We start from the raw sequence: 22,897 nt of genomic DNA, 5'->3' as shown, positions 1-22,897 counted from the left end.
GAATCAGGCCCGGTTCATTCGTCGCGAAAGATCGGCCACTTCCCGGTCCGGATCGGTCCAAGTCATGCGTTAACGCGCGCGTTGCGCTGGAATCGGTCTCGCCAAGTGAGTTGGGCGCTATCGTCATCGGGTGCCCCTGACGGACAAACAAACTCTGGAGATTGTCGGCGCTTCGTGTAGCACTTGCTCTTGATAGCTGGACTGGGCTGACGGACTCACGTAGCCACCCTAATCCCGCCACGCCCCAACCGCACCTCATGGAAATCCATGCATTGCACGGGGCGGCGGCGCCCCTTCACCGAGAGCCGAAAAAACCAAGCGCTTACTGAGCGCCGCCAGTTATTGCGCAGCTTTCGCTTCAACCGGGAGGGTGAAGATGAATGTCGCCCCACGCGGCACGCTATTCTCCGCCCAAAGGCGTCCGCCGTGAGACTCGATGATCGAACGGGAGATCGCGAGCCCCATGCCCATTCCGTTCCCTTTCGTTGTAAAGAACGGCTCGAATATCTTGTCGGGACGTTCGATACCCGGGCCTCGGTCGCGGACCTCGGTCTGGATCGTGTCCTCTATCCGGCGCACGCGCATTCCGAGAACCTTGTCGCCCGCCGTGTTGTCCATCGCCTCCATGCCGTTGCGAATGAGGTTGACCAGGACCTGCTGAATCTGGACGCGATCGAACGCAACCAGCGGAAGGTTGCTTTCGACGTCGATGTCCATGCGAACGCGACGCCGCATGGCTTCCTCGGCCATAAGGTCACGTGCTTCGGCAACGACGCTGGGGATCGGTGTGCTGGTTCTCATTTCAAGCGAAGGTCTGAACAAGGCACGGATGCGGCTGACGACATCCGCCGCCGAGTTGGCATCGCGGATGATACGCTCGGCCGTGATCTTCGCGCGCTCGACGTTCGGGGGCTCGGCGGACAGCCAACGGTGGCATGCGTTGGAGTTGGCTACGATGGCGGCCAGCGGCTGGTTCACCTCATGAGCGATGGATGCGGAGAGTTCGGCAAGGCTCGCCGCCTGGCTCGCACGCGCAAGTCTCTCTTGTGCCAGCCGAAGCTCCTCTTGTGTCCGCACCTCATTTTCGATGTCGAGGCAGATAACGTTCCACTGCACTATGGCGCCTTCAGCGTTGCGCATCGGCGCGGCGCGCGTCTCGACCCAGCGATATTCACCATCGAAGCGCCGCAGACGGTGCCGTCGCGCATACGGCTCGCCTGTGGACAGGCAATGGGCATATCTCTCTTTGACACCTGTCAGGTCGTCGGGATGAACACCGGCGTCGAGTGTGCCAGCCAGCCGGGACTTTCCCGCTTCGTCCAATTCCTCAAGATTGTATCCGAGGAATTCGCGGAGCTGCTGGCTGCGATATATCGGTTCGCCATCCGGCGCGGCGCAATCGATCATTGCCGGCAGCGTTTCAACGAGCTGCCAGAGAGCGCGTTCTCTCTCGCGCAGCGCCTCTTCGACGCGCAGCTGATCGTCGATGTCGTGCGTAAGGCCGTACCATTGGACGATGCGTCCACCCTGGTCCCGCAGCGGCTCCGCGCGGCCCTCCATCCAACGATAAACGCCATCGGCACGGCGCAGGCGATACTTCATGAAGAAGCGCTCGCCGGTGGCAAAGCAGCTGTCGAGTGCTTCCTTCAGGCTGGCTGCATCGTCGGGATGGACGACGGTGGCAATGAAGGCCGCCAGCAGGCTCGTGTCCGGCTTTTCCGCGTCCGCTATGTCCAGGCCGAGAAAATCTATCAGGCGCTTGTTGAAGAAGGTCGGCTCACCGTTGGGAGACAGCCGCCAGAGGTAGCTCGGAACCATGTTGACGAGCTGCGAGAGCTCTCGTTCCCGGTCGTGCAACGCGGCTTGCGTGGTCACCAGGTCATGGATGTCGACGCTCACGCCGTACCATTGGAGAATGCTGCCATCTTCGTCGCGCAGCGGCTCGGCGCGAGTCTCGGTCCAGCGATAGCCGCTGTCGGCCCGCCTCTGGCGATATCTCTGAACGTAAGGCACGCCCGTTGCGAATGAATGGCGGATCGCCTGCCGTGCGGTGTCGATATCGTCTGGGTGGATCACGCTCAGCGACGGCGACCCGTCCGGGGCGGTGATGTCGTGGAGCGTGGCCCCGGTTACATCGGTGAACCGTTTGTTGACGTAGGAAGGCGTCCCTTCCCGTGTCGTACTCCAGATCAAAGCGGGCACGGTGTCGATCAGCTGCTGAAGGCGCCGCTCACTTTTGCGCAACGCGGCCTGCGCGCGCACCTCATCGTCGATGTCGAGAGAAACCCCGTACCACTGCACGACCGTTCCGTCGTCATCGCGCCGCGGCTCGACCCTGCACTCTGCCCAGCGATAGGTGCCGTCTTTTTCGCGCCAGCGAAACCGCATCGCGGAGCCGCCGCCAGTTTCGAAACAGGTCAACAACGTGCGCTGCACCTCGGGCGCATCTTCGGGATGAATCACCTCGTGCAGCAACGTTTCGATGCCCGGCTCGCCGAGCACATCAAAGTTCGCGATAACGGAGCGGAAATGGTCCTGGTATCGCTTGTTGAAGTAGACCGGCCCGCCGGTCGGCATCACACTCCAGATGCGGACCGGCACCGCGTCGATCATGTGCTGAAGTTGCTGCTCGCTCTGCCGCAACGCCGCTTCGGCGTGCATCTGATCGTCTATGTCGTGACAGAGGCCGTACCACTGGACGATGCGGCCGGCGTCATCGCGCATCGGCTCCGCCCGGCTCGACATCCAGCGATAGACGCCATCGGCACGGCGCAGGCGATAGCGCATCGCGAAGCTCGCACCGGTAGCGAAGCAACCACGGAGTGCATCGCCGAATGCTGCCGCGTCGTCCGGATGAACGGCGGCCTGTATCATCACCGCCAGCCGGCTCATGCCCGGTCGGTCCAGATCCGCTACGTCGAGGCCGAGAAAGTCGACCATGCGCCCATTGAAGAAGATCGGCTCGCCGTCGGGATCGAGCCGCCAGATGTGACTCGGGACCATGTCCACGAGTTGCGAGAGTTCCCGCTCCCGGTCGCGCAATGCTGACTCGGCCCGCTTCTGGTCCTCAATGTCTATTGTCGTGCCGTACCATTGAATGATGCGCCCCTGGCTATCGCGAAAAGGTCGTCCTGAGCTTCGAAACCAGCGATAGACGCCATCGGCGCGCCGCAGGCGATGCTCGGTATCATAGGGATCGCCGGTTTCGAGGCAATGCCGCCATCTGGCGGCTACAGGATCATAATCGTCGGGATGGACGGCTCGACGCCAGCCGAACTCATCGTCGTCTTCGGAAGTGTTGAGACCCTCATGCGTGTTGCCGAGGAACGCCAGGGTGTTTGGGCTGACATAGGTGAATCTTCCGGCGGCATCGGCTGCCCACGCGTGGCCGGGCATGCTCTCGATGATTTGCAGCGCAAGCGTTGCTTCGGGGTCGATTTCGCCAAGTGAGTTGGACGCTGCTGTCATTGGCTTCTCCTGTCGGACAAAAAAGCCTGGGGACGGTCAGCGCTTGATATAGCACTTGTTTTCAATATCTGGACAGGCGAACTCACCGCCTAAATCTAGTTCCGCCATGCCTCGGCTGCATCTCATGGAAATCCATGCATTGCGCGGAGATATCGCCGCTACGGGGGCCCTTACGATGGCCTCGCGCGAGGAGCGACGCGGATCGATGCATCAACACATATCACTGGGAATACGAGCCGGACAGGTAAGACGCTACCGCTCGTCGAAGCAGACAGCAGCCACATCGCGCCTGCGAAGAGCAGAATGCCAAATGGCGCAAGCGTGATCAGGCGCATCCCGGTCCTTTGGATGACGAAGCCGGACAACAGAACCTGATCGGTAGTTCGTACTGAACCTCAGCACAGGTCGTATTATCAGTCAGCCGGATTCAGGCGCGCGAACGTGCCGGCGCGGATCTCCGTAGTGCCGAAGACCGCCCACGAGAAAATCCACTTTGAAGTGTTTCCGGATCCATCCTGTGGCAGCAATGATCGCAGAGAGCGCCCTCTTGAAGAGTTCGGTTGTCTTAACGTTCACCTATTTTGACAAGCGCAACACGCATTCGCTGTGCGCAGTTGCGAGGGTTCATGAAAAGCAACCCACTATCTTGCCGCCGGCTAACGCGGTGCGACACGCAGCCCGGCGGCATCGAAGAGATGCATGCGCTCCGGCGGCAGAGCGAGGTTGATCGGCGGCCCTTGCGATTCAACGCCCTGCTGCTTGAGAACGGCGATAAGTTTGCTGTCGCCGGCAATGGTGGCGTGGACAACTGTTTCCGGTCCCAACGCCTCGGCCAGCGTTACCCGCGCTTCCACCGATCCCTTGCCGCCATTCGAAAGTTGGATGTCGTGTGGCCGGATGCCAAGCGTCGCGTCGTCTCCCGGTTTCAGCGCGACCCCGTCGGCGGCGATCGAGGCCGACAGCCCGCCTGGACCTTCGACACGCACCTCGGCGCCGCTTGCCGAACGCACCTTCACCGGCAGCAGGTTCATCCGCGGCGCGCCGATGAAGCCGGCGACGAACAGGTTGGCCGGCGCGTTGTAGAGATCGAGCGGCCGGCCGACCTGTTCGATCCGCCCCGAGCGCATGACCACGATGCGGTCCGCCAGCGTCATCGCCTCGATCTGGTCATGGGTGACGTAGACCATCGTGGTTGCCAGCCGCCGGTGCAGGCCCGCCAGTTCAGCGCGCATGGTGATGCGCAGTTCGGCATCGAGGTTGGACAGCGGTTCATCGAGCAGAAAGGCGGTCGGATTGCGCACCACCGCACGGCCGATCGCCACGCGCTGCTTCTGGCCGCCCGACAATTGACCGGGCCGGCGGTCTAGATAGGGAGCAATTTCCAGCATGCGCGTCGCTTCCGTGATCCGCGCGTCGATCTCGGCCTTCGGCATACGAATGTTTTCAAGCCCGAAGGCGAGGTTCTGGCGCACGCTCATGTGCGGGTAGAGCGCGTAAGACTGGAACACCATCGCCAGACCGCGTTGCGCGGCCGAAACGTTAGTGACGTCGACCCCGTCGATCTCGACCTTGCCGTCGGTCGGCCGATCGAGCCCGGCAATCAACCGCAGCAGCGTGGACTTGCCGCAACCCGACGGGCCGACGAGGACCAGCATCTCACCGTCACCGACGTCGAGGTTGATGCCGTGCAAGATCTTCATCTTGCCGTAAGCGCGATCGATGTTGGTCAGCGTTATCCGTCCCATGACATCCTCACTTCAGCCCGGTGCCGGCAATGCCGGAAGTGATGTAACGCTGCAGGAAGACGAAGACGAGGACGACGGGGATCATCGTCACCACGGTCATCGCCAGGATGTAGTGCCACTGCACGTTTAGCTGGCCGGCATAGGTGTTGAGGCCGACCTGGAGTGTGTAGAGTTCCTTGCGCGACAGCACCACCAGCGGCCACAGAAAGTCGTTCCAGCGCCAGACGACCGAGAAGATCGCCAGCACGGCGAGCGCCGGTGCTGCAAGCGGCAATACGATGCGCCAGTAGATCTGCCATTCGGAAGCGTTGTCCATGCGCGCCGCATCGAGCAGCTCGTCGGGGATGGTCAGCATATATTGGCGCAGCAGGAAGACGCCGGTTGGCGTCGCCACGGTCGGCAAAATCACGCCCCACAGCGAATCGAGCAGTCCGACGGCGCCCACCACCGAATAGAGCGGCACCAGGATGACCGACAGCGGCACCATCAGCGTACCGACGATCACAAGCATCGTCAGATCGCGACCGCGGAACTTGTATTTCGACAAGGCGAAGGCGGCCATCGAATTGGTGAGCAGCGTGATCAGCGTTGCCATTGCCGTCACAAAAACCGAATTGCGCAGATAGCGCAGGAAGTCGAAATGGACGAAGGGCTCGGTGTAATTCTCCGTCGCGAAGCCGATTTCGCGCACCGGCTGCCGGTCGGCGATGTTGACCTTCACGATATCGTTCGGCGCCTGCGGATCCACCATTTGCGCCACGATGCCGATGCGCCGCACCTCGGCCAGCACCTTGGTCGAACCATCCGGCAACTTCACCCTGTAGAGGGTCAGCGGCTTGTCGTAGCCTTCGACCCTCGCGTGTTGGCTGACATAAGGCATTATGGTCGGCGGGAACTCGGCGAGCTGTGCCGGCGTCTTGAATGACGAACCCACCAGCCAGACGGCCGGGCCGAACATGATGACAACGCCGCCGAGCAGCCACAGCCAGCTCACGATATCCGTCCAGTGCCAGCCGCGACCGCCGCGCCGGCGGGTCAGGAATGTCATCACGCCGCTCATTCGCGGGCTCCTTTCCGCTCACCCCGGCGTCCGACCTGCAGCTGAACCAAGGTGAGCACGACCAGCACCAACCCCATCAGGATCGAAGCCGCCGAAGCCAGCCCCGGGTTGCGCAGCAGGGAGGCGAAGCCGATCTCATAGATGTACTGCGTGATATAGAGGGTCGAGGTTCCCGGCCCTCCACCCGTCAGCACATAGACTTCGTCGAAGATCTGCACAGCGCGGATCAGCGCCAGTACGATAACGACAAGCAGATTCGGCATCAGCAGCGGCAGCGTGATGCGCCAGAACACCCGCGCCGGCTTCGTGCCGTCCATCTCGGCCGCTTCGTAAAGGTCGCGCGGGATCGCCTGCAATCCGGCAAGCAAGATCAGCGTATAGAAGCCCATATGTGCCCAAACCGAAACGCTGACCGCGGCGGTGAAAGCCCAGAAACGGTCTGTCAGCCAATTGTGCGGCTCGCCGCCCAGATCATGGACGATCAGGTTGAGCAGGCCCTGGCGCTGCAGGATCCAACGCCAGATCAGGCCGGTGACGACGGGCGACAGCAGCACCGGAAAGAAGAACACCGCGCGCCAGAAGCTGCGCCCGACGATCTCGCGGTTGAGGATCAACGCTGTCGCCATCGACACGACCGTCATCAGCGCCACCTGCACGACGACGAACAGGCCGGTATTGTGCACGGCCTTCCAGAAGAGATCCTCGTGGCAAGTGGCAGTGTCCAGGTAGTTGCCGCAATCGAGCAGGCGCTGATATTGCTCGAGCCCAACATAGGTTCGGTCCTGCAGGAAGTAGGCCGTTCCCGACGTGGCCGAATAGAAAAAGTTGATGATCATCGGCACCAGGACGAAAATGCCGAAGATCGCCATGTTTGGGGCGAGGAAGAACGCGGCCATGCCGCCGGTGCCCGTCGCTCGCTGCCAGAACTTCAGCGGCACGTTGACGATCGACGCCAGCCACACGACCGGCGCCGCGAGGGCGGCGCCAATCCATGCCTTCAGTGTCGCGGCGGCGGTCACTTCGCCTCGGCAACCTTGTCGGCGATATCCTGGTCGATCCTGCCCCAGGCATCGTCGAGGCTGAGCTCGCCGGCCATCACCTGGCTGACGCGCGTCACCAGCGCGGCGAAGTAAGCGTTGGCCCACTTCCACGGCGGCAGCGCATCGGCCGCCGGCAGGGTTTCACCCGCCGCCTTGACGAACTTGTCGAGCGCCGGACCGACGTTCTTGTCGGCCGAGACCCATTTCAGCCCGCCCTTGTCTACGACGCCCTTGTGCGCGGGCAGAAACAGTGTGCGCTCGCTGAACTCTTTTACCACGTCTTCACGGGCTAGATAATCCATGACCTTGGCGACGTCCTTGGGATTCTTCGTGTATTTGATGGCGACCAGCGCCGCGCCGCCCTTCACGCCCGAACAGCCTGCGGTACCGCAAGGCGAGCCGGTCGCCACCCAGTCGAAACTATCGCCGATCTTGGTCGATAGATTGGCGACCTGCCAGCTGCCCGAATAATAAAACGGGATCTGGGCGTTGATGAAGTCGTCGGCGGCCGCGCGATAGGTCGAGCCTGCCGCCGAAACCCAGGTATCCTTCAGCATCAGGCCCTTGGCGGTCCAGTCGACGAGCCTGCCGACGAAAGCCTTGGTGCCGTCGTCCACTTTCGCCGGCATGCCATCGGGGCCGATATAGTTCGCTCCGAAGGAGACATTCGGGCCCGAAATGCGGTGACCGGAACGGTCGATGGCGAAGGCAGCCGGAAGCTGCTGGCTCTTCGCCACCTCGGCGGCGGCGTTGATCCAGTCGTCCCAGGTCGCCTTGTCACCGGGCAGCGGCACGCCGGCCTGTTCGAACAGCGTCTTGTTGGCGAAGCCGCCGGTGAGCGTGAGCTGGGTCATGAAACCCGGGATGGCGTTGGAGCCGTCGGGGCGCATCCAGTCCAGCGTGTCAGCGAAATTGTCCTCCCAATATTTCGGATCGGCCACCAGTGGCCTGAGATCGAGCCAGTGCTGGGCAAGCTCCTTGATGTTTGTGACGCGGGCGATGTCCGGACCCTGGCCGGCTTCGAGCTGGATGGGCAACTGCTCCTGGATCACCTTGTAGGCGACGTTGTCGAGCGTGACGTGGATGTCGGGATTGTCCTTCATGAAGCGGTTCAGAATGTCCTGGATGACATCGCCCTCGACACCGTCCGAATACCACATGATGCGCACGTCGCCGGCAAACGCGCTGGTCGATGCGAGCAGGCTGACCGATAGCGCGGCCAGCAAAGTGCGGGTCTTATTCATGCTTCGTCTCCTCCTTTAGCGGGGCGGCGCCCCGATGGTTCAAGCCTGCTACGCCCTCTCCTCTTGAGCGTCGCAGCCGATCTCCTCCCTACTCTCTGTGCTTCATGCGCATCGCCTCACCGCGCACGGTCCAGTTGGCCGGATCGAGTGTACGTCCCTCAGCCACGATCCTTGCGTCGGCGAGGAAATGCACCGTGCCGTATTCCGGATCCTCGACGATCAACTCGCCGTCGGGACCCGACCGCACCGACAGGTCCCCAAAAACGGCAGTCCAGGCGTCGAGGGCCGGCCGATTGGCATTCCGGTCACCGAGGCGAATGATCCATGTCGTCCTGCGTCCCGCCGCCCGCAACTCGTTGCCGGCCGTCGGGCCGGCCACTACCTGCGTGAGCGGAACATCCGTCTTCAGCATGACGAAGGCGTCGCCCGATTGCGCGAACGCCCGATCGCCACCCACTTGCACGGCATCGAAGGCACGTGCGGGAAACCAGGCGTGCGTGAAGTCGGGCTGTTCATCCGAGCAGGAGAAGCTGACGACGGCGAGGTCGCGGTATTGGTGAACCCGGGGCAAAGTGCCTGAGCCGCCCCAATATGATGGTCTGCCATATCCCGACTGCAGCACTTCGCCGGGGTGGTTGATCCAGATCTGCGCATCCGGATTCTTGCCCAGCCGGGCGTGAATGACGGTCTCCTGATAACCCCATTGATTCCAGCGGTAGCCAGCGGCGCTGCCCATCGCATGGTCGCGCGTCTTGTAGTGGTAGAGCCGCGCGAAGCGGTCTTGTCCCTGCGCAAAAGTCCATTCCCACGCCGTATCGTCGGTGAGGGAAGCAATTGCAGCCAACCCGTCCGGAACGCTCAAATCGTGATCCCGCAGGCAGAGTGCCAGCTGCGGCAGCGCGTGAAAGCGCATGCCGTAGTTGCCCTTGCCCCAAAGCATGCGGCAGATGCCGGATAATTCCAGGGAACGCGCGGCGCGCAGCGTGTGCTCATAGGAGCGGCCCTGCGCCCCGGTGAGGATGCCGCGATGCGCCGAGCGGGCGACTATTTCAAGCAGGCGTATGATTGCCTTGCCGGCACGTTCGGCGATGTCCTTGTCCGGGGCCAGCGCGTAGAGCGCGCACAGGCCCTTGAGGTCGATCGGGAAATAAGGCGCCGAGTTGAACTCGGCCATCTCCCATGCCTCGAAATGGTCGAGCCAGGCGCGTACACGCGCGGCTCCAACCGCGGACTGTTCGCGGCCAAGGCGGCCCGACCGCACGAACCGCACATCAGGCAACAGGCCCCCGGCAATATAGGCGGCGGTGTGGAAGAGCAGCGCGTGGTTCTCGGAGAAGTACCACTGCACATCATTGCCGGGCTCGTCCATCCAGTAGCGATAGCCGAGGATGGCGTTGTCGACGCGCGCGCGCAGGCTCGCTTCCAGCCGATCGCCATAGGCCTTGCGGCACCACAGCAGCGGCACCAGGATGAAGTCGGCGCAATCGTGACAATCCTCGATCGCCGGCAGCGTGCCGGAGATCATGGCGTCGGTCTCGGCGCCCTGCCGCCCGATCGCCAGGCGCGCCAGCGCGCGCACCGTATCGGCCTCGGCGTGACCGGCGACCTCACGCAGGGCTTCATCGATCCGCGCGGTAAGCGTTTCCGGCGCATCGCCCTGACGGCGCGCGTGGCATATCTCGACGCCGAAGACACGCGATACGGCATGGTCTGCGACCGTCAGCGCCACCTTGAAATGGCGAAAGTCGGCCGGCAGCTGCTCGGTATCGGCGATCGGCAGCCGCGTCTGGCCCGCCGGCAGATCGAAGGCGAAGCGCACCGGCGTCTCGATCGACATGAAATCGCCTTCGATCTCGATCTCGACTTGCGCGTCGCGCGGCAGGGCCACGCCGGTGACGAGCGCCACCTCGCCGCCGTCATAGGCGGGACGGTCGAAATGCATGTCGTCAAGGGCTGCTTCCATCGCATCGGCAACGCCGCTCTCGACTTCGATCGGCAATGCCACCGAAGCAGCCGGACCGGACAGATAGTCGAGCTGGAAATAGTAGCGGGCGTCGCGCTCGGCGAGATCGTCGAACCACACGCGAATGTCGTTACGGCCGGCCCGCAGCGCGATCTTGAAGTGCTCGGCACTTTCCAGATTGCGGCCGTAGGGCGCCATCCAGCCGGCTTCCTCGCCATTGGCAAAGAGTGTGGCGCCGCCGCATGTGCGCAGCCGCACCAGCGCCTCGCTAGTCGAGGCAGCCTCGATGGTGGTCTCGGCCCAGGTTCCAAGCACCGTCGGCCGGAACCAGAAGCCCGATAGGTCGATGCGCGGCGAGGCGAAGGGCAGCCAGATGCGCTCGGCGCCGAATTCGGCGCTGACCTGTGGTCGCTTGCCGCGTCGTTCCGCTGCGAACTGCGTGCGGCACGGATATTCGTGGGGAATGAAATTCTTGTGCTTGGTCAGGAAGAAGAAGGGATCCATCTCGCCTTGCATGGGCTGGTCGGCCACGTCGTAGCGTTGCTCGGCGATAGACCCGAGCCGCCAATAGACGATTGGCTGCCCCGCCATGAGCGGCCGGCGCAGCGTAAAATCCGTCCGAACGCTTTGCGCGGCCTCGCTCATCGCAAATCCTTCACGGCAACTGGATCGACATCGGTGTAGGCCTGGTTCTCGCCGGTCATGCCCCAGACGAAGGCATAAGGGCCGGTGCCGGCACCCATATGGATAGACCAGGCAGGCGACAGGACGACGTCGCCGTCAGCGACCATCAGGTGGCGCGTCTTGTCTGGCCGGCCCATCAGATGGATTACACGGTCGGCCTCGGCGAGGTCGAAATAGCAATAAGCTTCCATGCGCCGCTCATGCAGATGCGGCGGCATGGTGTTCCACACACTGCCCGGCGCGAGGTCGGTGATCCCCATCAGCAAGAGGCAGGACGGGGCCACTTCGGGATGGATGTACATACGCAGCGTGCGCCTGTTCGCACGGGCCTCCTCGCCGAGCACAAGCGGCCTGGCTTCGCTGCTGACGATGAGACGGTGCGCAATATCGGCGCCAGCCGGCACCGAGTTCATGTAGAAGCGTGCCGGCCTCTCCGGATCGTCGCTCTCCAGCGTCACCTCACGCGCTCCGCGTCCGACATAGACGATGTCGCGGTTAGCCACGTGAAAGCGCCGGCCGTCCACCGCGACCGTGCCATTGCCGCCGAGATTGGCGATGCCCATCTCGCGCGCGTCAAAGAAGAGCGGGGTGCCGACTTCGGCCCCGTCGCCGAATGCCAGCGGGTTGGCCAGCGGCACCGCGCCACCGACGATCATGCGGTCGACATGGGTGTAGACGAATTCGATCGCGCCAGGCCGGAACAAGCCGTCGACGAGGAACTCGGCCCTCAGCCGGTCCGTGTCCATGCCGGCAATATCGCCCGGCGACGCGCCATAGAGCGTCCGCATCATGCCGCCTCCACCTTCGACTGCAGATGACGCGCCCCTTCGGTCAGGCACAGAATGGCCAGCGCCTGCCCGTAGCCCGTCGGATGGATGGGTATATCGCGATAGAACTGCAGGTCGGCGCCCATGCGTGTGCCATAGGACACGTTCGCCACCACACCTTTGTCATCGATGTTGGCTACCACGGCTTCCAAGGCGCGGAGGCCGGCGGCACGGCACTCTGTCGAGCCGATTCCGAGCCGCGCGGCCTTCATCAACCCGTAGCCGAAGCCGGCCGTGGCGGAAATCTCCTCGTAAGATGTCGGGTCGTCGAGCAGAGTGTGCCATGCGCCCGAACCTGCCTGCACCTCGAGCAGGGCGTTGATCTGCGTGTCCAGCACGCCGAGCAGATAGGCCCGGACCGAAGGTGCAATTTCGGCGAACTCCACCAGTTCCAGGATGCCGACGGTAATCCAGGCATTGCCTCTCGCCCAACGCGCGCGGGCGAAATTGTGCCGTCCCGCGAACGTCCAGCCGTGAAACCACAGCCCTGATGCCGGGTCAGCGAGATAACGGGCGTGGACCAGGAATTGCCTTTCTGCTTCCTCGACGAAGCGACGCTGGCCGGCAGCCTGGCCGTAGGATGCGAGGAACAGCGCCACCATGAACAGCGTGTCGTCCCACAATTCGTCGTCGTTGACCCGGTCCGAAACATCATGCTGGAAACCGCCTTCGGGCGTCCGTGGCAAGGCGGTGGCCACCCGCTCGGCCCATTCGCGCAGCACCGGCTCGAAGCGCGGCTGGCGCCGGCGCCGCCACAATTCGCTTAGCGCCAAAAGGGGCGCGGTGGTGTTGACGTTCATCGCAGGGAGACCGGCAGCGATGCGTCGGTCGTACCAGGCCTCGATCGTCTGCAGCAGCCGATCGTCGCCGGTCTGCGCCCACAGCCGAATCAGCCCGTAGAGCCCGACGCCTTGCGGCCATTCCCAGCTGTCGAAGCTGACATAGTCGCCCGGCGTGCCGTCGAGATTCGGCTCATGGAACCGCCCGTCATGACGCAAGCCGGTCATGCCGGCCACAAGGCTGGCAAGCACGGAATTCAGGCGTTCGGCCGATAGCGGCATCACTCCTCCCGTTTCTCCCGCTTCATCGGAACTGTTTCACAGCCATTTTTCTTGCGCAATCTGAAAATTTTTTGCATTAATCGGATGACTTTGCCGGAGGTGACGGAGCGGATGAATATCCAGGGCAAGCGCGGCCGCCCCAGCCGCCGCATTCGACTTGAAGAGATAGCGGCGCGTTGCGGCGTGTCGGTCAGCACCGCCTCCCGTGCGCTGAGCGGCGTCGGCGGCGTGAGGGACGAGCTTCGCACCAGGATCATCGAAACGGCGAAGTCGATGAACTATGCCATTCCCGCCTCGGTTGCCGGCCGCAAGGTCATCCTGGCCGCAAGCAGCGTGGCAATGGTGGACAGTGCCCGCAATCAGTTCACCTACCATGTCCTTGATGGACTCAACGAGCGCGCCCGGTTGCTGGGCGTCGAACTCGTGACCCGGCCGGTTTCGGCGCCCGAGGACGAAATCGCGCTGCTGCGTGAATCCGAGCGCGACGACAGCGTCGCCGGCTGCCTGTTTCTGACGCTGGACGATGACGATGTGCTGACGCTGACAGCCGGATTCGCCAAGCCGATCGTGCTCGTCAACGGCGACGATCCCTCGATGCGCCATTCGAGCGTGACGCCCTGCAATCGCTCTGCCGCCATGCTTGCGGCGCAGCATCTGATCGGCCTCGGCCACCGCCGCATCCTGTTCCTGATGCGGCGTGGCCGGCGCACGATCGAGCGGCGCTACGAAGGTTGGCGCGACGCGCTGATCACAGCCGGAATTGCCGGCTTCGACGACTTCGTGGTTGAGGTGCAGGACTGGCTGCCGGAACTTGCGAGCAGGGCCGTGACCGAGCGCATCGCGGCCCGTGGCCTCGATTTCACCGCCGTGCTGACGGCCGGCGACAGCTTGGCGTTTGGTGCCATCGCCGGCGTCCAGGAGGCCGGATATTCGGTGCCTGGCGATGTGTCCGTGGTCGGTATGGACGACTTGCCGCTCGCTGCCTTCTGCAACCCGCCGCTGACGGCGATGCACATTCCCATGCGCGAGATCGGATCGGCGGCGCTTAGCCTGCTGCTCGACGATATGGCCCATTCGGGGTCGCCGCCGCGTCGCGTCGAACTTGCCTGCAATCTCGTGGTGCGCCAGTCGACGGCACCAGCCCGAAGCGGCGCCGGCGGTCATCAACTGGCCTCTTGAGCGCGCGACTTGCCGCCAGCAAAGAGCAGCGGCAAACCCTCTTGCGTCTGCAGTTCAAGGACACGTCCAAGCAGGATCATATGGTCGCCAGCCGGGAAGCGGTCGGCGACGCTGCATTCGAACCGCGCCAGTGCGCGCGGCAGCAATGGCACGCCGTGCTCGCTCCACGACAGGTCAAGATCGGCAAAGTCCGTCCCCGACTTCGAAAAACGCCAGCACAGATCGATTTGATCTTCCGCCAGCACGTGAATGGCGTAGTGCGCGGAATTGGCGAAGGCTTCGAACCGGCGCGAGTGGCGGCCGATAGACCAGAGCACCAGCGGCGGATCGAGCGACACGGATGAGAAGCTGTTGGCAGTGATTGCGACCGGGCCGTCGGCCGTGCCGGTGGTGACGACCGTGACGCCGGTGGCGAAGCGCCCGAAGGCATTGCGCAAAAGGCGTGGATCGCACACGACATGCTCCATCAGCGGCGCTCCCCCGTTCCCAGTGGTGTCGCCGGGATCCGTTCCGGCACCCGGCCATAGGCGTGCGGGAGCGAGCATGTCTTGAGCTGAGGCAACACCTTGGTGCCGAAATGACGCGCCTCGTCGAGATGCGGGTAGCCGGAAAAGATGAAGGCGCGGATCCCCATCTTCATATACGTCTCGATTTCCGACAGAACCTGATCGGCCGAGCCCACGAGCGCCGCGCCGCAACCAGAGCGCGCCCGCCCGACGCCCGTCCACAGATGCGGCTCGACATAGCCTTCGGCATCGGCGATCTGGCGGTTCCTGGCTTGGTGCGATACGCCGAGCGATCGGGCGTCGAGCGCGCGCTCGCGGATCGCCCTGCCCTGCTCGTCGTCCAGCTTCGAAACCAGCTCCCGGGCATATTCCTTTGCCTCGGCCTCGGTATCGCGCACGATCATGTGGACGCGCAGGCCGTAGTCGAGCGTCCGCCCATGGCGCTCGGCGCGTTCGTGGACGGCCTTCATGCGGCCGGCAAGTTCCTCCCTGGTTTCCGGCCACATCAGGTAGACATCGCACTGTTCGGCGCAAAGCTCGAGCGCGTCGGGCGAATAACCGCCGAAATAGAGCAGCGGGCCGCCATTTTGCTGATAGGGCTTCGCTGGCGCCGTCGAGAGTCCTTTGTAGCGATAGACCTCGCCCTCGAAATCGATGCTGTCCCTGGTCCAGGCCTGGCGCAGGATCTGCACAACCTCGCGCGAACGCTGATAACGGTAGGCGCTGTCGGCCGTCTCGCCCGGAAAGTCAGACGAAATGATGTTCACCGTCAGCCGGCCTTCCAGCATGTGATCCAGCGTCGCAATCGTGCGCGCCAGCATGATCGGCTGCATCTCGCCGCAGCGCACCGCGGCGAGCAGATTGATCTTCGAGGTGATCGGCGCGCAGCCGGCTACGAAGCTCAGCGTGTCCTGGCCGACCTGATAGGACGACGGACACAGGATGTTGCGGAAACCTAGTTCCTCGGACGTCTTCACGATCTCGGAGCAATGCGCCCAGCTCGAGCGCAACGCGCCGTCCGGCACACCGAGATAGCGATAGTCGTCCGAGCAGAGTGCGGCGAACCACGAGACTTCGGCTGCATCGAGATCCGGCGAAGTGATTGGGACGATGCTCATTGCCACTCTTCAAAAAAGAAGCCCGGGCCATTCTTCAAAGAGGTCCGGAGCTGCGAATAGGGCTTGCGTAGCATTCGTTTTGGTGTAGATCAATACTGTATCAATTTGAGCCAAACCCCGAAACCGGGATGCGATTGGAACGCGGGATGCATTTGACAAGGGCTGACCCCGGCCACCGATCCAGCCAGATGCGTGGGCCCTTGCCTGTGCACTTGCAGACCAGCGAAATGCTGATCCGCGAAATCGCGGCCGGACGGCTGGCCGACGGGGCGCGGCTGCCGCCCGAGCGCGAGATGGCCGCGAGCCTTGGGATTGCCGTCGGGACGCTCAGGAGGGCGCTGGCAGATTTGACCGAAAAGGGCCTTCTCGACCGCATCCAGGGCTCGGGTAACTATGTGCGGGCGCGCGGCGACTTGCTCGGGGTCTATGCTTTCTTTCGCCTGGAGCGTATCGGCGGCGGCGGCCTGCCGAGCGCCGACGTGCTGTCCGTCGAGCGACTGCGCAAGCCCGCCGACATGCCGCAATTCGGCAGTGCCGGCGAAGCCCACCGTATACGCCGGCTGCGGCGGCTCGACGGCGAGCCGGCCGCGGTCGAGGAGATCTGGCTGGACGTCAGCCGCGCCGAGCGGCTCAAGCGCGAGGATTTGTCGGAATCCCTCTATCTCCACTACCGGCTCGCGCTCGGCTTTTCGATCGTTCGCGCCGAAGACCATGTTGCCGTCGCACCCGCGCCGGACTGGGCCCCGCTCGAATTCAGGCCACCGCCGGGGACGGTCGTGGGGTTCATAGAACGTATCGCCTGGGCTGGCGACGGCGCCAGCGCGGAATATTCCCGCAGTTGGTTCGATCCGGGCGCGGCGCGGTACGTCACGCGTTTCAGATAGGCCGGAGGAAGACGCAGCGTGACCAGATCATCGATCGGCTACGGCATCATCGGCTGCGGCATGATGGGCCGCGAGCATATCCGCAATATCGCTCTGTTGCCCGACGCGCATGTGGCCGCGATCGTCGAGCCGGACCCCGGCATGTTGGCGGCGTCGCTGGCGACGGCGTCGGGCGCGCGATCGGCGGCATCGATCGCCGAACTGCTGGCCATGGACGAGGTGGACTGCGTCTTGATTGCCAGCCCCAACCACCAGCACCTCGGTCAGATGGAACAGATCGCCGCACTTCGACCACTGCCGGTACTGGTGGAAAAGCCGCTCTTCACCGAGGGCGCCGACGAGGGGCGGATCGCGGCGTTGAAAGCTCGGCTTCCGCTCGTCTGGGTGGCCATGGAATATCGCTATATGCCCCCCGTCGCCGTATTCGTCGAGCAGGCGGGCCACGCCACCGGCGGCATCCGCATGCTGACGATCCGCGAGCACCGCTTCCCATTTCTGGCCAAGGTCGGCGACTGGAACCGCTTCAACCGCAACACCGGCGGCACGTTCGTCGAGAAGTGCTGCCACTTCTTCGACCTGATGCGGCTGATCCTCGGATCCGACCCCGTCCGCGTGATGGCGAGCGCTGGACAGGCCGTAAACCATCTCGACGAACGCTATGGCGGTGAGAGGCCGGATATCCTTGACCATGGCTATGTGCTGGTTGATTTCGCGAGCGGCGCGCGCGCCATGCTGGAACTCTGTATGTTTGCTGAGGGCAGCCGCTACCAGGAGGAACTCTGCGCTGTCGGCGGCGACGGAAAGATCGAGTGTCTGGTGCCCGGACCAGGCCGTTTCTGGCCGACCCACCTTGACCCTGCGCCAGTGCCCCAGTTGATCGTTAGTCCGCGCAATCCGCCTGGACCACGACTGCTGGAGATTCCCGTCGACCCCCGGCTGCTCGAGGCAGGCGACCATAACGGTTCGACCTATTTCGAGCACGCCCGCTTCACCGCTGCGGTGCGCGGACAGAGCAAGGTTGAAGTGACCTTGCAAGACGGCTGGTGGGCCGTCGTCATGGGTCTCGCCGCCCAGAGATCGGCCCGCGAAGGCCGCGCCATCGAACTCGCCGGTGAATTCGCCTTGCCGACCTAAGGCCGACCACGCATTCAGCGGACCACCGAGTCAGATGCGCCGACCGGTTGCTGCGTCGAACAGATGCGCACAGGCGCGGTCGATTTCGATCCGCACTCCTTCGCCTTGCTTGAGCGCAAGCCTTTCTCGGAACAGGCAGGAGATTTCTTCACCGGAGCAGTCGACCCTGGTGAAGATTTCCGAGCCGGTCGCCTCGAGAAGCGTGATCGTGCCCGGCACGCCCTGCCCGGTTGCCCGGATATGTTCCGGTCGAATGCCGTAGACGAGTTCGCGTCCCGCGGCATCCGCCGGCTGGGCGCCTTCCGGCAACGGCAGGATCAACCCGCCGGCGCTGCGGAACACGCCCTCCTCGATGCGGCCAGCGATGAAGTTCATGGCGGGCGAGCCGATGAAACCGGCAACGAAGAGGTTGGCCGGATGGTCGTAGAGGTCCAGCGGCGCGCCGATCTGCTCGACCAGGCCGTCATGCAGCACGACGATCTTGTCGGCCATCGTCATGGCCTCGATCTGGTCGTGCGTGACATAGATCGTCGTGGTACCCAGCCGCTGGTGCAGGGCCTTGATCTCGCCGCGCATCTGGACGCGCAATTTGGCATCGAGGTTGGAGAGCGGCTCGTCGAATAGGAAGACCTGCGGGTCGCGTACGATCGCGCGACCCATGGCAACGCGCTGGCGCTGGCCGCCCGAAAGCTGGCGCGGATAGCGGTCAAGCAGCTTTTCCAGGCCGAGGATGCCGGCTGCCTTCCTGACCCGGCCAGCGGTATCGGTCGGGTCGGCTTTCTTGATCTTGAGGGCAAAGCCCATATTGTCGGCCACAGTCATATGCGGATAGAGCGCATAATTCTGGAACACCATGGCGATGTTCCTGTCCCGTGCCCGCAGATTGTTGACCATACGCTCGCCGATGGCGATCTTCCCGCCGGAGATCGTCTCAAGGCCTGCGATCATGCGCAGCAGCGTCGATTTTCCGCATCCCGACGGGCCGACCAGGATGACGAACTCGCCATCGGCGATATCGACGCTGACGTCGTGAATGATCTTGGTGGCCCCGAAGGCCTTCTGCACGTTGTTGATCGTTACCGATGCCATTGGATCTTTCCTGGAAAAAGAGTGATGTCAGGGCGCGCCCTCAGCCGCCCTTGACGGCGCCGGCGGTCAGCCCCGCGACGATCTGCCTCTGCGCGAACATGGTCAGGATCAGCACCGGCAACGTCACCACCAGCGCCGCCGCGGCGAGCGGCCCCCAGCTGACCTGCTCGTAGGACAGCATGTTGTAGACGGCGACCGGCAGTGTGCGCGTCTCACGGCTGGCGAGCACCACGCCGAAGACGAAATTGTTCCACGAGAAGATCACGGACAGGATGAACGCGACGACGATGCCCGGCTTGGCGATGGGCAGGGCAACCAGCCGGAAAACCTGCCAGGAGCTGGCGCCGTCGATGTTGGCCGCCTCTTCCAGTTCCATCGGCGTGGTCTCGAAATAGCCGATCATCACCCACACCACGATCGGCACCGTCACCACCAGATGGATGATGATCTGCGGCCACAGCGTGCCGAGTATCCCGATCCATTGGAACAGCAGAAACAGCGGGATGAGATAGGATAGCCCAGGCGTCATGCGGGCGATCATAATGACGACCGCCGATCGTTCAGCCTTGAGCCGTGCGATGCCATAGCCGGCCGGTACGCCGATCAGCAGCGCCAGCAAGGTCGCCGTGCCGGTCACCAGAACCGAATTCCAGAGATAGAGCAGGAAATTGTTCTCCTCGAACACTTTCACATAGTTCGACCAGGCGAAACGTTCGGGGATCAGGATCGGCGGATAAGCACCGTTATCGATTTCGAATTTCAGCGACAACGAGATCATCCAGAGGAAGAACAGGATCGCCGGCGAGACGAAAACCAGGGCAGCGAAAAACAGCCCGATCTGGTTGAGCAGCCGTGAACTCATCTATTTGCCCTCCGTATCGATCCACTGCGAGCGTTGGCGCAGCATCAGCAGGACGAAGGACAGGGCCACGATGACAATGAAGAACACCACGGCCATGGCCGAGCCGTAGCCGATATCGTAGTAGGAGAAGGCGGTGTTGTAGAGATAGATGTTGATGGTCTCCGACGCCGTTCCCGGCCCGCCCTGGGTCATCGCGTAGATAATGTCGAAGCTCTTCAAAGCATCGATGGTGCGGATGATGACGGCAATCATCAGGAATGGCGCGATCATCGGCAGAGTGAGATAGCGGAATTGCTGCCAGGCATTGGCGCCGTCGATCTCGGCGCTTTCGAAGGGCTCGCGCGGCACCGAGGCCAGCCCGCCAAGCACGATCAGCATGACCAGCGGCGTCCACTGCCAGGTCTCGACCGCAACCAGCGACGGGATGACCGTGTTGGCGTTGAATATCCATTCCTGAGCCGGGATGCCGACCAGCGACAGCAGGTAGTTGAGCACGCCAAGCTGAGGATGGAACATCATAGTCCAGACGAGTGCCACGGCAACGGGCGTCGCCATCATCGGCATGACGAAGACGCCGCGCAGCAAGCCGCGCAGCGGAAACCTGGCATCGAAGATCAGGGCGGCCAGAGTGCCCAGCAGCATCGGCGCTGCAACCGAGAGGAAGGTGTAGGTCAACGTATGAACAAGGGATTCCCAGAAACGTGGGTCGCTGGCCAGGCGGAGATAGTTTTCCATCCCGGCAAAGCTCCGCGACTGGCCGAGCGTCCAGCGATTGACGCTCATCCACAGGGTGAAAGCCCAGGGGAAAACGATGACGGCGCCGACGACGACGAGTGCGGGGACAACGAAAGGCCAGTAGTTGGGAGCCAGCCGGATCGTCTGGCTCCCGTCGATAACCGGCATCGTCACCCCGGTCTGTTCTGGGGTGGTGGCCGACATCAGCCCTGCTCGCTCCTGTCGAGAACCGGCTGGAACTGTTCGGTGGCCTTCTTCAGCTCCGCGGCGGGATCGGCGCCGGCAATCATGTTGGTCAGCGCCACGCCATAGATGTCGCGGAATTCCGTGACCGGGATGATGACCGGCAGTGCCAGCCGACTGATATTGCCCGAGCCGACCACGGCATCAAGCCAGCTTGCCGGCATGGTGACGCCTTCGCGCACCTTGGGATCCTCCAGCACGGATTTGCGGAACGGAACGCCGGCGCCGGCCTGCAACAGCCGTGCACCCATGGTTGGCGATACCGCCCACTGGCAGAACAGATAGGCAGCCTCCTTCTTCTCGCTGGCGGCGGTAACGCCAATCCCGTCGCCGAAGGTGCCCGAGGCATGCGCCTTGGGACCCTTGGGCATCACGCCGTAACCGACCTTGCCGACTACCCTCGATTTTTCCGGATTTTCCATCGGCGGGGCAAAACCCACGCCGTCGAGCCACATGCCGATCTTGCCCTGCAGGAAGGCCGACTGTGCTTCGGCCCAGTTGAACCCGGTAACGCCCGGAGGGGCGGACTTGGTCATCAATCTTTGATAGAGCGCGGCAGCCTCGATCGCCTCGGGAGCCTCGGTGCGCAGCTTGCCCTTGTCATCTAGCGGCGTCATGTCGTAGCCGAGCATCAGCGACGTCCACACCGGCGTGTTTGCGTTCTTGAGCCCGCGGGCGACGAAGCCGTATGTATTGGTCGAGGGGTCGGTCAGCGCTTCGGCGGCTGCCACCAGTTGCTCGAAGGTCTCTGGGTATTTGAGGCCCTTGGCCTCGAACAGCTCCTTGTTCCAATACAGGATCCAGTAGTCCACCGAGAACGGTAGCGAGCGCAGCACGCCCTGGCCGTCCTTGGCAAACAGCATGCCGGCTTCGGCGAAGTCGCTTTCGACCAGCGCCGGGTCGGTGAGCGACGGATCGGCGAGATAGCCGGCGATGTCGGCCAGCCAGCCACCCTTCTCGAACTGGCGCTTCTGCACGTGGTAGCTCAGATGCACGACGTCGAAGCTCGGCTTGCCCGAGCTCAACTCGATCACCGTCTTCTGGCGCTGCTGCTGCTCGGGCGTTGCCTCGGCATTGACCTTGATGCCGGTCAGTTCCTCGAACTCGGCGAGATATTTCAGGATGGTGTCGCTGCGCGGGCTTTTCACCAGATTGACGTCAAGCGTCGTCCCGGCAAAGCGTTTCCAGTCAACGCCTGCGGCAAAGCCGGGGCGAAGCCCCACAAGGCCGGCAGCGGTTAGCGCCGCGGTTCCGGCAAGGAGTTGCCTCCTGGTTGGGTTGAACAGATTGGACGACATTTCTTCCTCCCGGTTGCTGTCGTTGTGGATGCGCCGCGAACCGCGGCGCGGCTATATTTCCTCAGATCTGGAGCGCCAGCCGGCGCGCATTGTCGATATGCAGACTGATCGCTTCAACCGCTTTTTGCGGATTGCGGCTCTCCATGGCTTCGATGACCGCCAAATGTTCGCGCATCACCGGCACCACACGACCGTCGATGCGGAAACGCTCCTGGTGGATCAGCCGGATTTTCACCGAGTTGACCAGATAGGCCTTGGCGATAATCTCGTTGCCGAGCGCATTGATGAAGGTGTCGTGCATCGCCCAGTCGATGTTCTGGGCCTTGGCTTCCATTTCCGGCGTCGGCGCCTGCCCGAGAGCTTGAGCCAGCATCTCTTCATGTTCGCGCCGCATGCGGGCAAGTTCGGCATCAGAAGCACTGGTCGTGAATAGCGCCACTGCCTCGCGTTCCATGAACAACCGAAACTGAAACGCCTCGCGGATCAGATTGATATCGATATGCGCGATCTGCATGCCGCGCTGCGGGATGGTGGTCAGCAGTCCCTCGGCCTCGAGACGCGGGACGATCTCGCGAATGGCACCCAGCGGCAGCCCGGTGAAAGCGACCAGTTCGCGCTGTGACACGAACTGCCCCGGCCGCAGATCGCGGGCCAGCAAATGCCGCGTGAAGCTGGCATAGGCTCTCTCCCGGAGAGTGATCGGTTCGCTGCCGTCTTCCACTTTAGCTCGCTTCCTTGTCGGTCAGCCCGGCCTTGT

18 protein-coding genes are annotated in these 22,897 nt (G+C 63.2%); 3 read left to right on the top strand and 15 right to left on the bottom strand.

All coding sequences use genetic code 11. The features are described from left to right. Window positions 1-339 precede the first annotated feature (339 nt). From NKI70_RS02515 to bglB, 8 genes are all read right to left on the bottom strand, one after another. Window positions 340-3,468: a PAS domain-containing protein gene (locus NKI70_RS02515; protein WP_023674194.1), complete on the bottom strand. Its 3,129-nt coding sequence runs from the start codon at window positions 3,466-3,468 to the stop codon at window positions 340-342. A gap of 656 nt (window positions 3,469-4,124) precedes the next feature. Then, entirely contained in the window at window positions 4,125-5,213 is a 1,089-nt protein-coding gene (locus tag NKI70_RS02510) for an ABC transporter ATP-binding protein (protein WP_023674193.1), read from the bottom strand. A 7-nt stretch (window positions 5,214-5,220) separates the two neighbouring features. Continuing rightward, the gene (locus NKI70_RS02505; protein WP_023674192.1) at window positions 5,221-6,273 is read right to left on the bottom strand and encodes a carbohydrate ABC transporter permease; all 1,053 of its coding nucleotides are present in this window, start codon (window positions 6,271-6,273) and stop codon (window positions 5,221-5,223) included. Continuing rightward, window positions 6,270-7,292 (bottom strand): carbohydrate ABC transporter permease, encoded by a 1,023-nt coding sequence (locus tag NKI70_RS02500; RefSeq protein WP_502896943.1) that lies wholly within the window; start codon window positions 7,290-7,292, stop codon window positions 6,270-6,272. The genes NKI70_RS02505 and NKI70_RS02500 overlap by 4 nt, the downstream gene beginning before the upstream one ends. After that, window positions 7,289-8,557, bottom strand: a complete 1,269-nt coding sequence (locus NKI70_RS02495) for an ABC transporter substrate-binding protein (RefSeq protein WP_352592478.1) — start codon at window positions 8,555-8,557, stop codon at window positions 7,289-7,291. Before NKI70_RS02495 ends, NKI70_RS02500 begins: the two co-directional genes overlap by 4 nt. Window positions 8,558-8,645: 88 nt before the next feature. After that, the gene (locus NKI70_RS02490) at window positions 8,646-11,165 is read right to left on the bottom strand and encodes a hypothetical protein (RefSeq protein ID WP_502897752.1); all 2,520 of its coding nucleotides are present in this window, start codon (window positions 11,163-11,165) and stop codon (window positions 8,646-8,648) included. Continuing rightward, window positions 11,162-11,995, bottom strand: a complete 834-nt coding sequence (kduI, locus tag NKI70_RS02485; RefSeq protein ID WP_051406061.1) for a 5-dehydro-4-deoxy-D-glucuronate isomerase — start codon at window positions 11,993-11,995, stop codon at window positions 11,162-11,164. Before kduI ends, NKI70_RS02490 begins: the two co-directional genes overlap by 4 nt. After that, window positions 11,992-13,092, bottom strand: coding sequence for a beta-galactosidase BglB (gene bglB / locus NKI70_RS02480; RefSeq protein WP_352592475.1), 1,101 nt, complete (start codon window positions 13,090-13,092; stop codon window positions 11,992-11,994). Before bglB ends, kduI begins: the two co-directional genes overlap by 4 nt. A gap of 111 nt (window positions 13,093-13,203) precedes the next feature. Between bglB and NKI70_RS02475 the strand changes: the two genes are divergently transcribed. Further along, entirely contained in the window at window positions 13,204-14,271 is a 1,068-nt protein-coding gene (locus tag NKI70_RS02475) for a LacI family DNA-binding transcriptional regulator (protein ID WP_352455781.1), read from the top strand. On the opposite strand, the gene NKI70_RS02470 is transcribed toward NKI70_RS02475, so the two are convergent. Both NKI70_RS02470 and NKI70_RS02465 read right to left on the bottom strand, forming a co-directional pair. Beyond that, window positions 14,256-14,738 (bottom strand): flavin reductase family protein, encoded by a 483-nt coding sequence (locus tag NKI70_RS02470; protein ID WP_023674185.1) that lies wholly within the window; start codon window positions 14,736-14,738, stop codon window positions 14,256-14,258. The genes NKI70_RS02475 and NKI70_RS02470 overlap by 16 nt on opposite strands. Next, complete coding sequence (locus NKI70_RS02465) at window positions 14,738-15,895, bottom strand: LLM class flavin-dependent oxidoreductase (protein ID WP_352571375.1); 1,158 nt, start codon at window positions 15,893-15,895, stop codon at window positions 14,738-14,740. The genes NKI70_RS02470 and NKI70_RS02465 overlap by 1 nt, the downstream gene beginning before the upstream one ends. Window positions 15,896-16,122: 227 nt before the next feature. Here NKI70_RS02465 and NKI70_RS02460 point away from each other — a divergent pair, with 227 nt between their 5' ends. Continuing rightward, a complete protein-coding gene (locus NKI70_RS02460; RefSeq protein WP_352592469.1) occupies window positions 16,123-16,779 on the top strand; it encodes a GntR family transcriptional regulator in 657 nt (218 codons plus the stop codon). 60 nt (window positions 16,780-16,839) lie between these two features. Further along, window positions 16,840-17,913, top strand: coding sequence for a Gfo/Idh/MocA family protein (locus tag NKI70_RS02455; RefSeq protein ID WP_502897756.1), 1,074 nt, complete (start codon window positions 16,840-16,842; stop codon window positions 17,911-17,913). 30 nt (window positions 17,914-17,943) lie between these two features. On the opposite strand, the gene NKI70_RS02450 is transcribed toward NKI70_RS02455, so the two are convergent. From NKI70_RS02450 to NKI70_RS02430, 5 genes are all read right to left on the bottom strand, one after another. Then, a complete protein-coding gene (locus NKI70_RS02450) occupies window positions 17,944-19,002 on the bottom strand; it encodes an ABC transporter ATP-binding protein (protein WP_352698293.1) in 1,059 nt (352 codons plus the stop codon). 40 nt (window positions 19,003-19,042) lie between these two features. After that, window positions 19,043-19,864: a carbohydrate ABC transporter permease gene (locus NKI70_RS02445; protein WP_023674179.1), complete on the bottom strand. Its 822-nt coding sequence runs from the start codon at window positions 19,862-19,864 to the stop codon at window positions 19,043-19,045. Continuing rightward, entirely contained in the window at window positions 19,865-20,767 is a 903-nt protein-coding gene (locus tag NKI70_RS02440; protein ID WP_245274609.1) for a carbohydrate ABC transporter permease, read from the bottom strand. Window positions 20,768-20,802: 35 nt separating this feature from the next. After that, on the bottom strand, window positions 20,803-22,140 hold the full coding sequence (locus NKI70_RS02435) for an extracellular solute-binding protein (protein ID WP_023674177.1): 1,338 nt from the start codon (window positions 22,138-22,140) through the stop codon (window positions 20,803-20,805). A gap of 61 nt (window positions 22,141-22,201) precedes the next feature. Then, window positions 22,202-22,861: a GntR family transcriptional regulator gene (locus NKI70_RS02430; RefSeq protein ID WP_352698291.1), complete on the bottom strand. Its 660-nt coding sequence runs from the start codon at window positions 22,859-22,861 to the stop codon at window positions 22,202-22,204. Window positions 22,862-22,897: the final 36 nt, after the last annotated feature.

Source organism: Mesorhizobium sp. M0500 (assembly GCF_040321165.1).
Lineage (GTDB): Bacteria > Pseudomonadota > Alphaproteobacteria > Rhizobiales > Rhizobiaceae > Mesorhizobium.
This window is presented reverse-complemented; position numbering and strand designations above follow the sequence as displayed.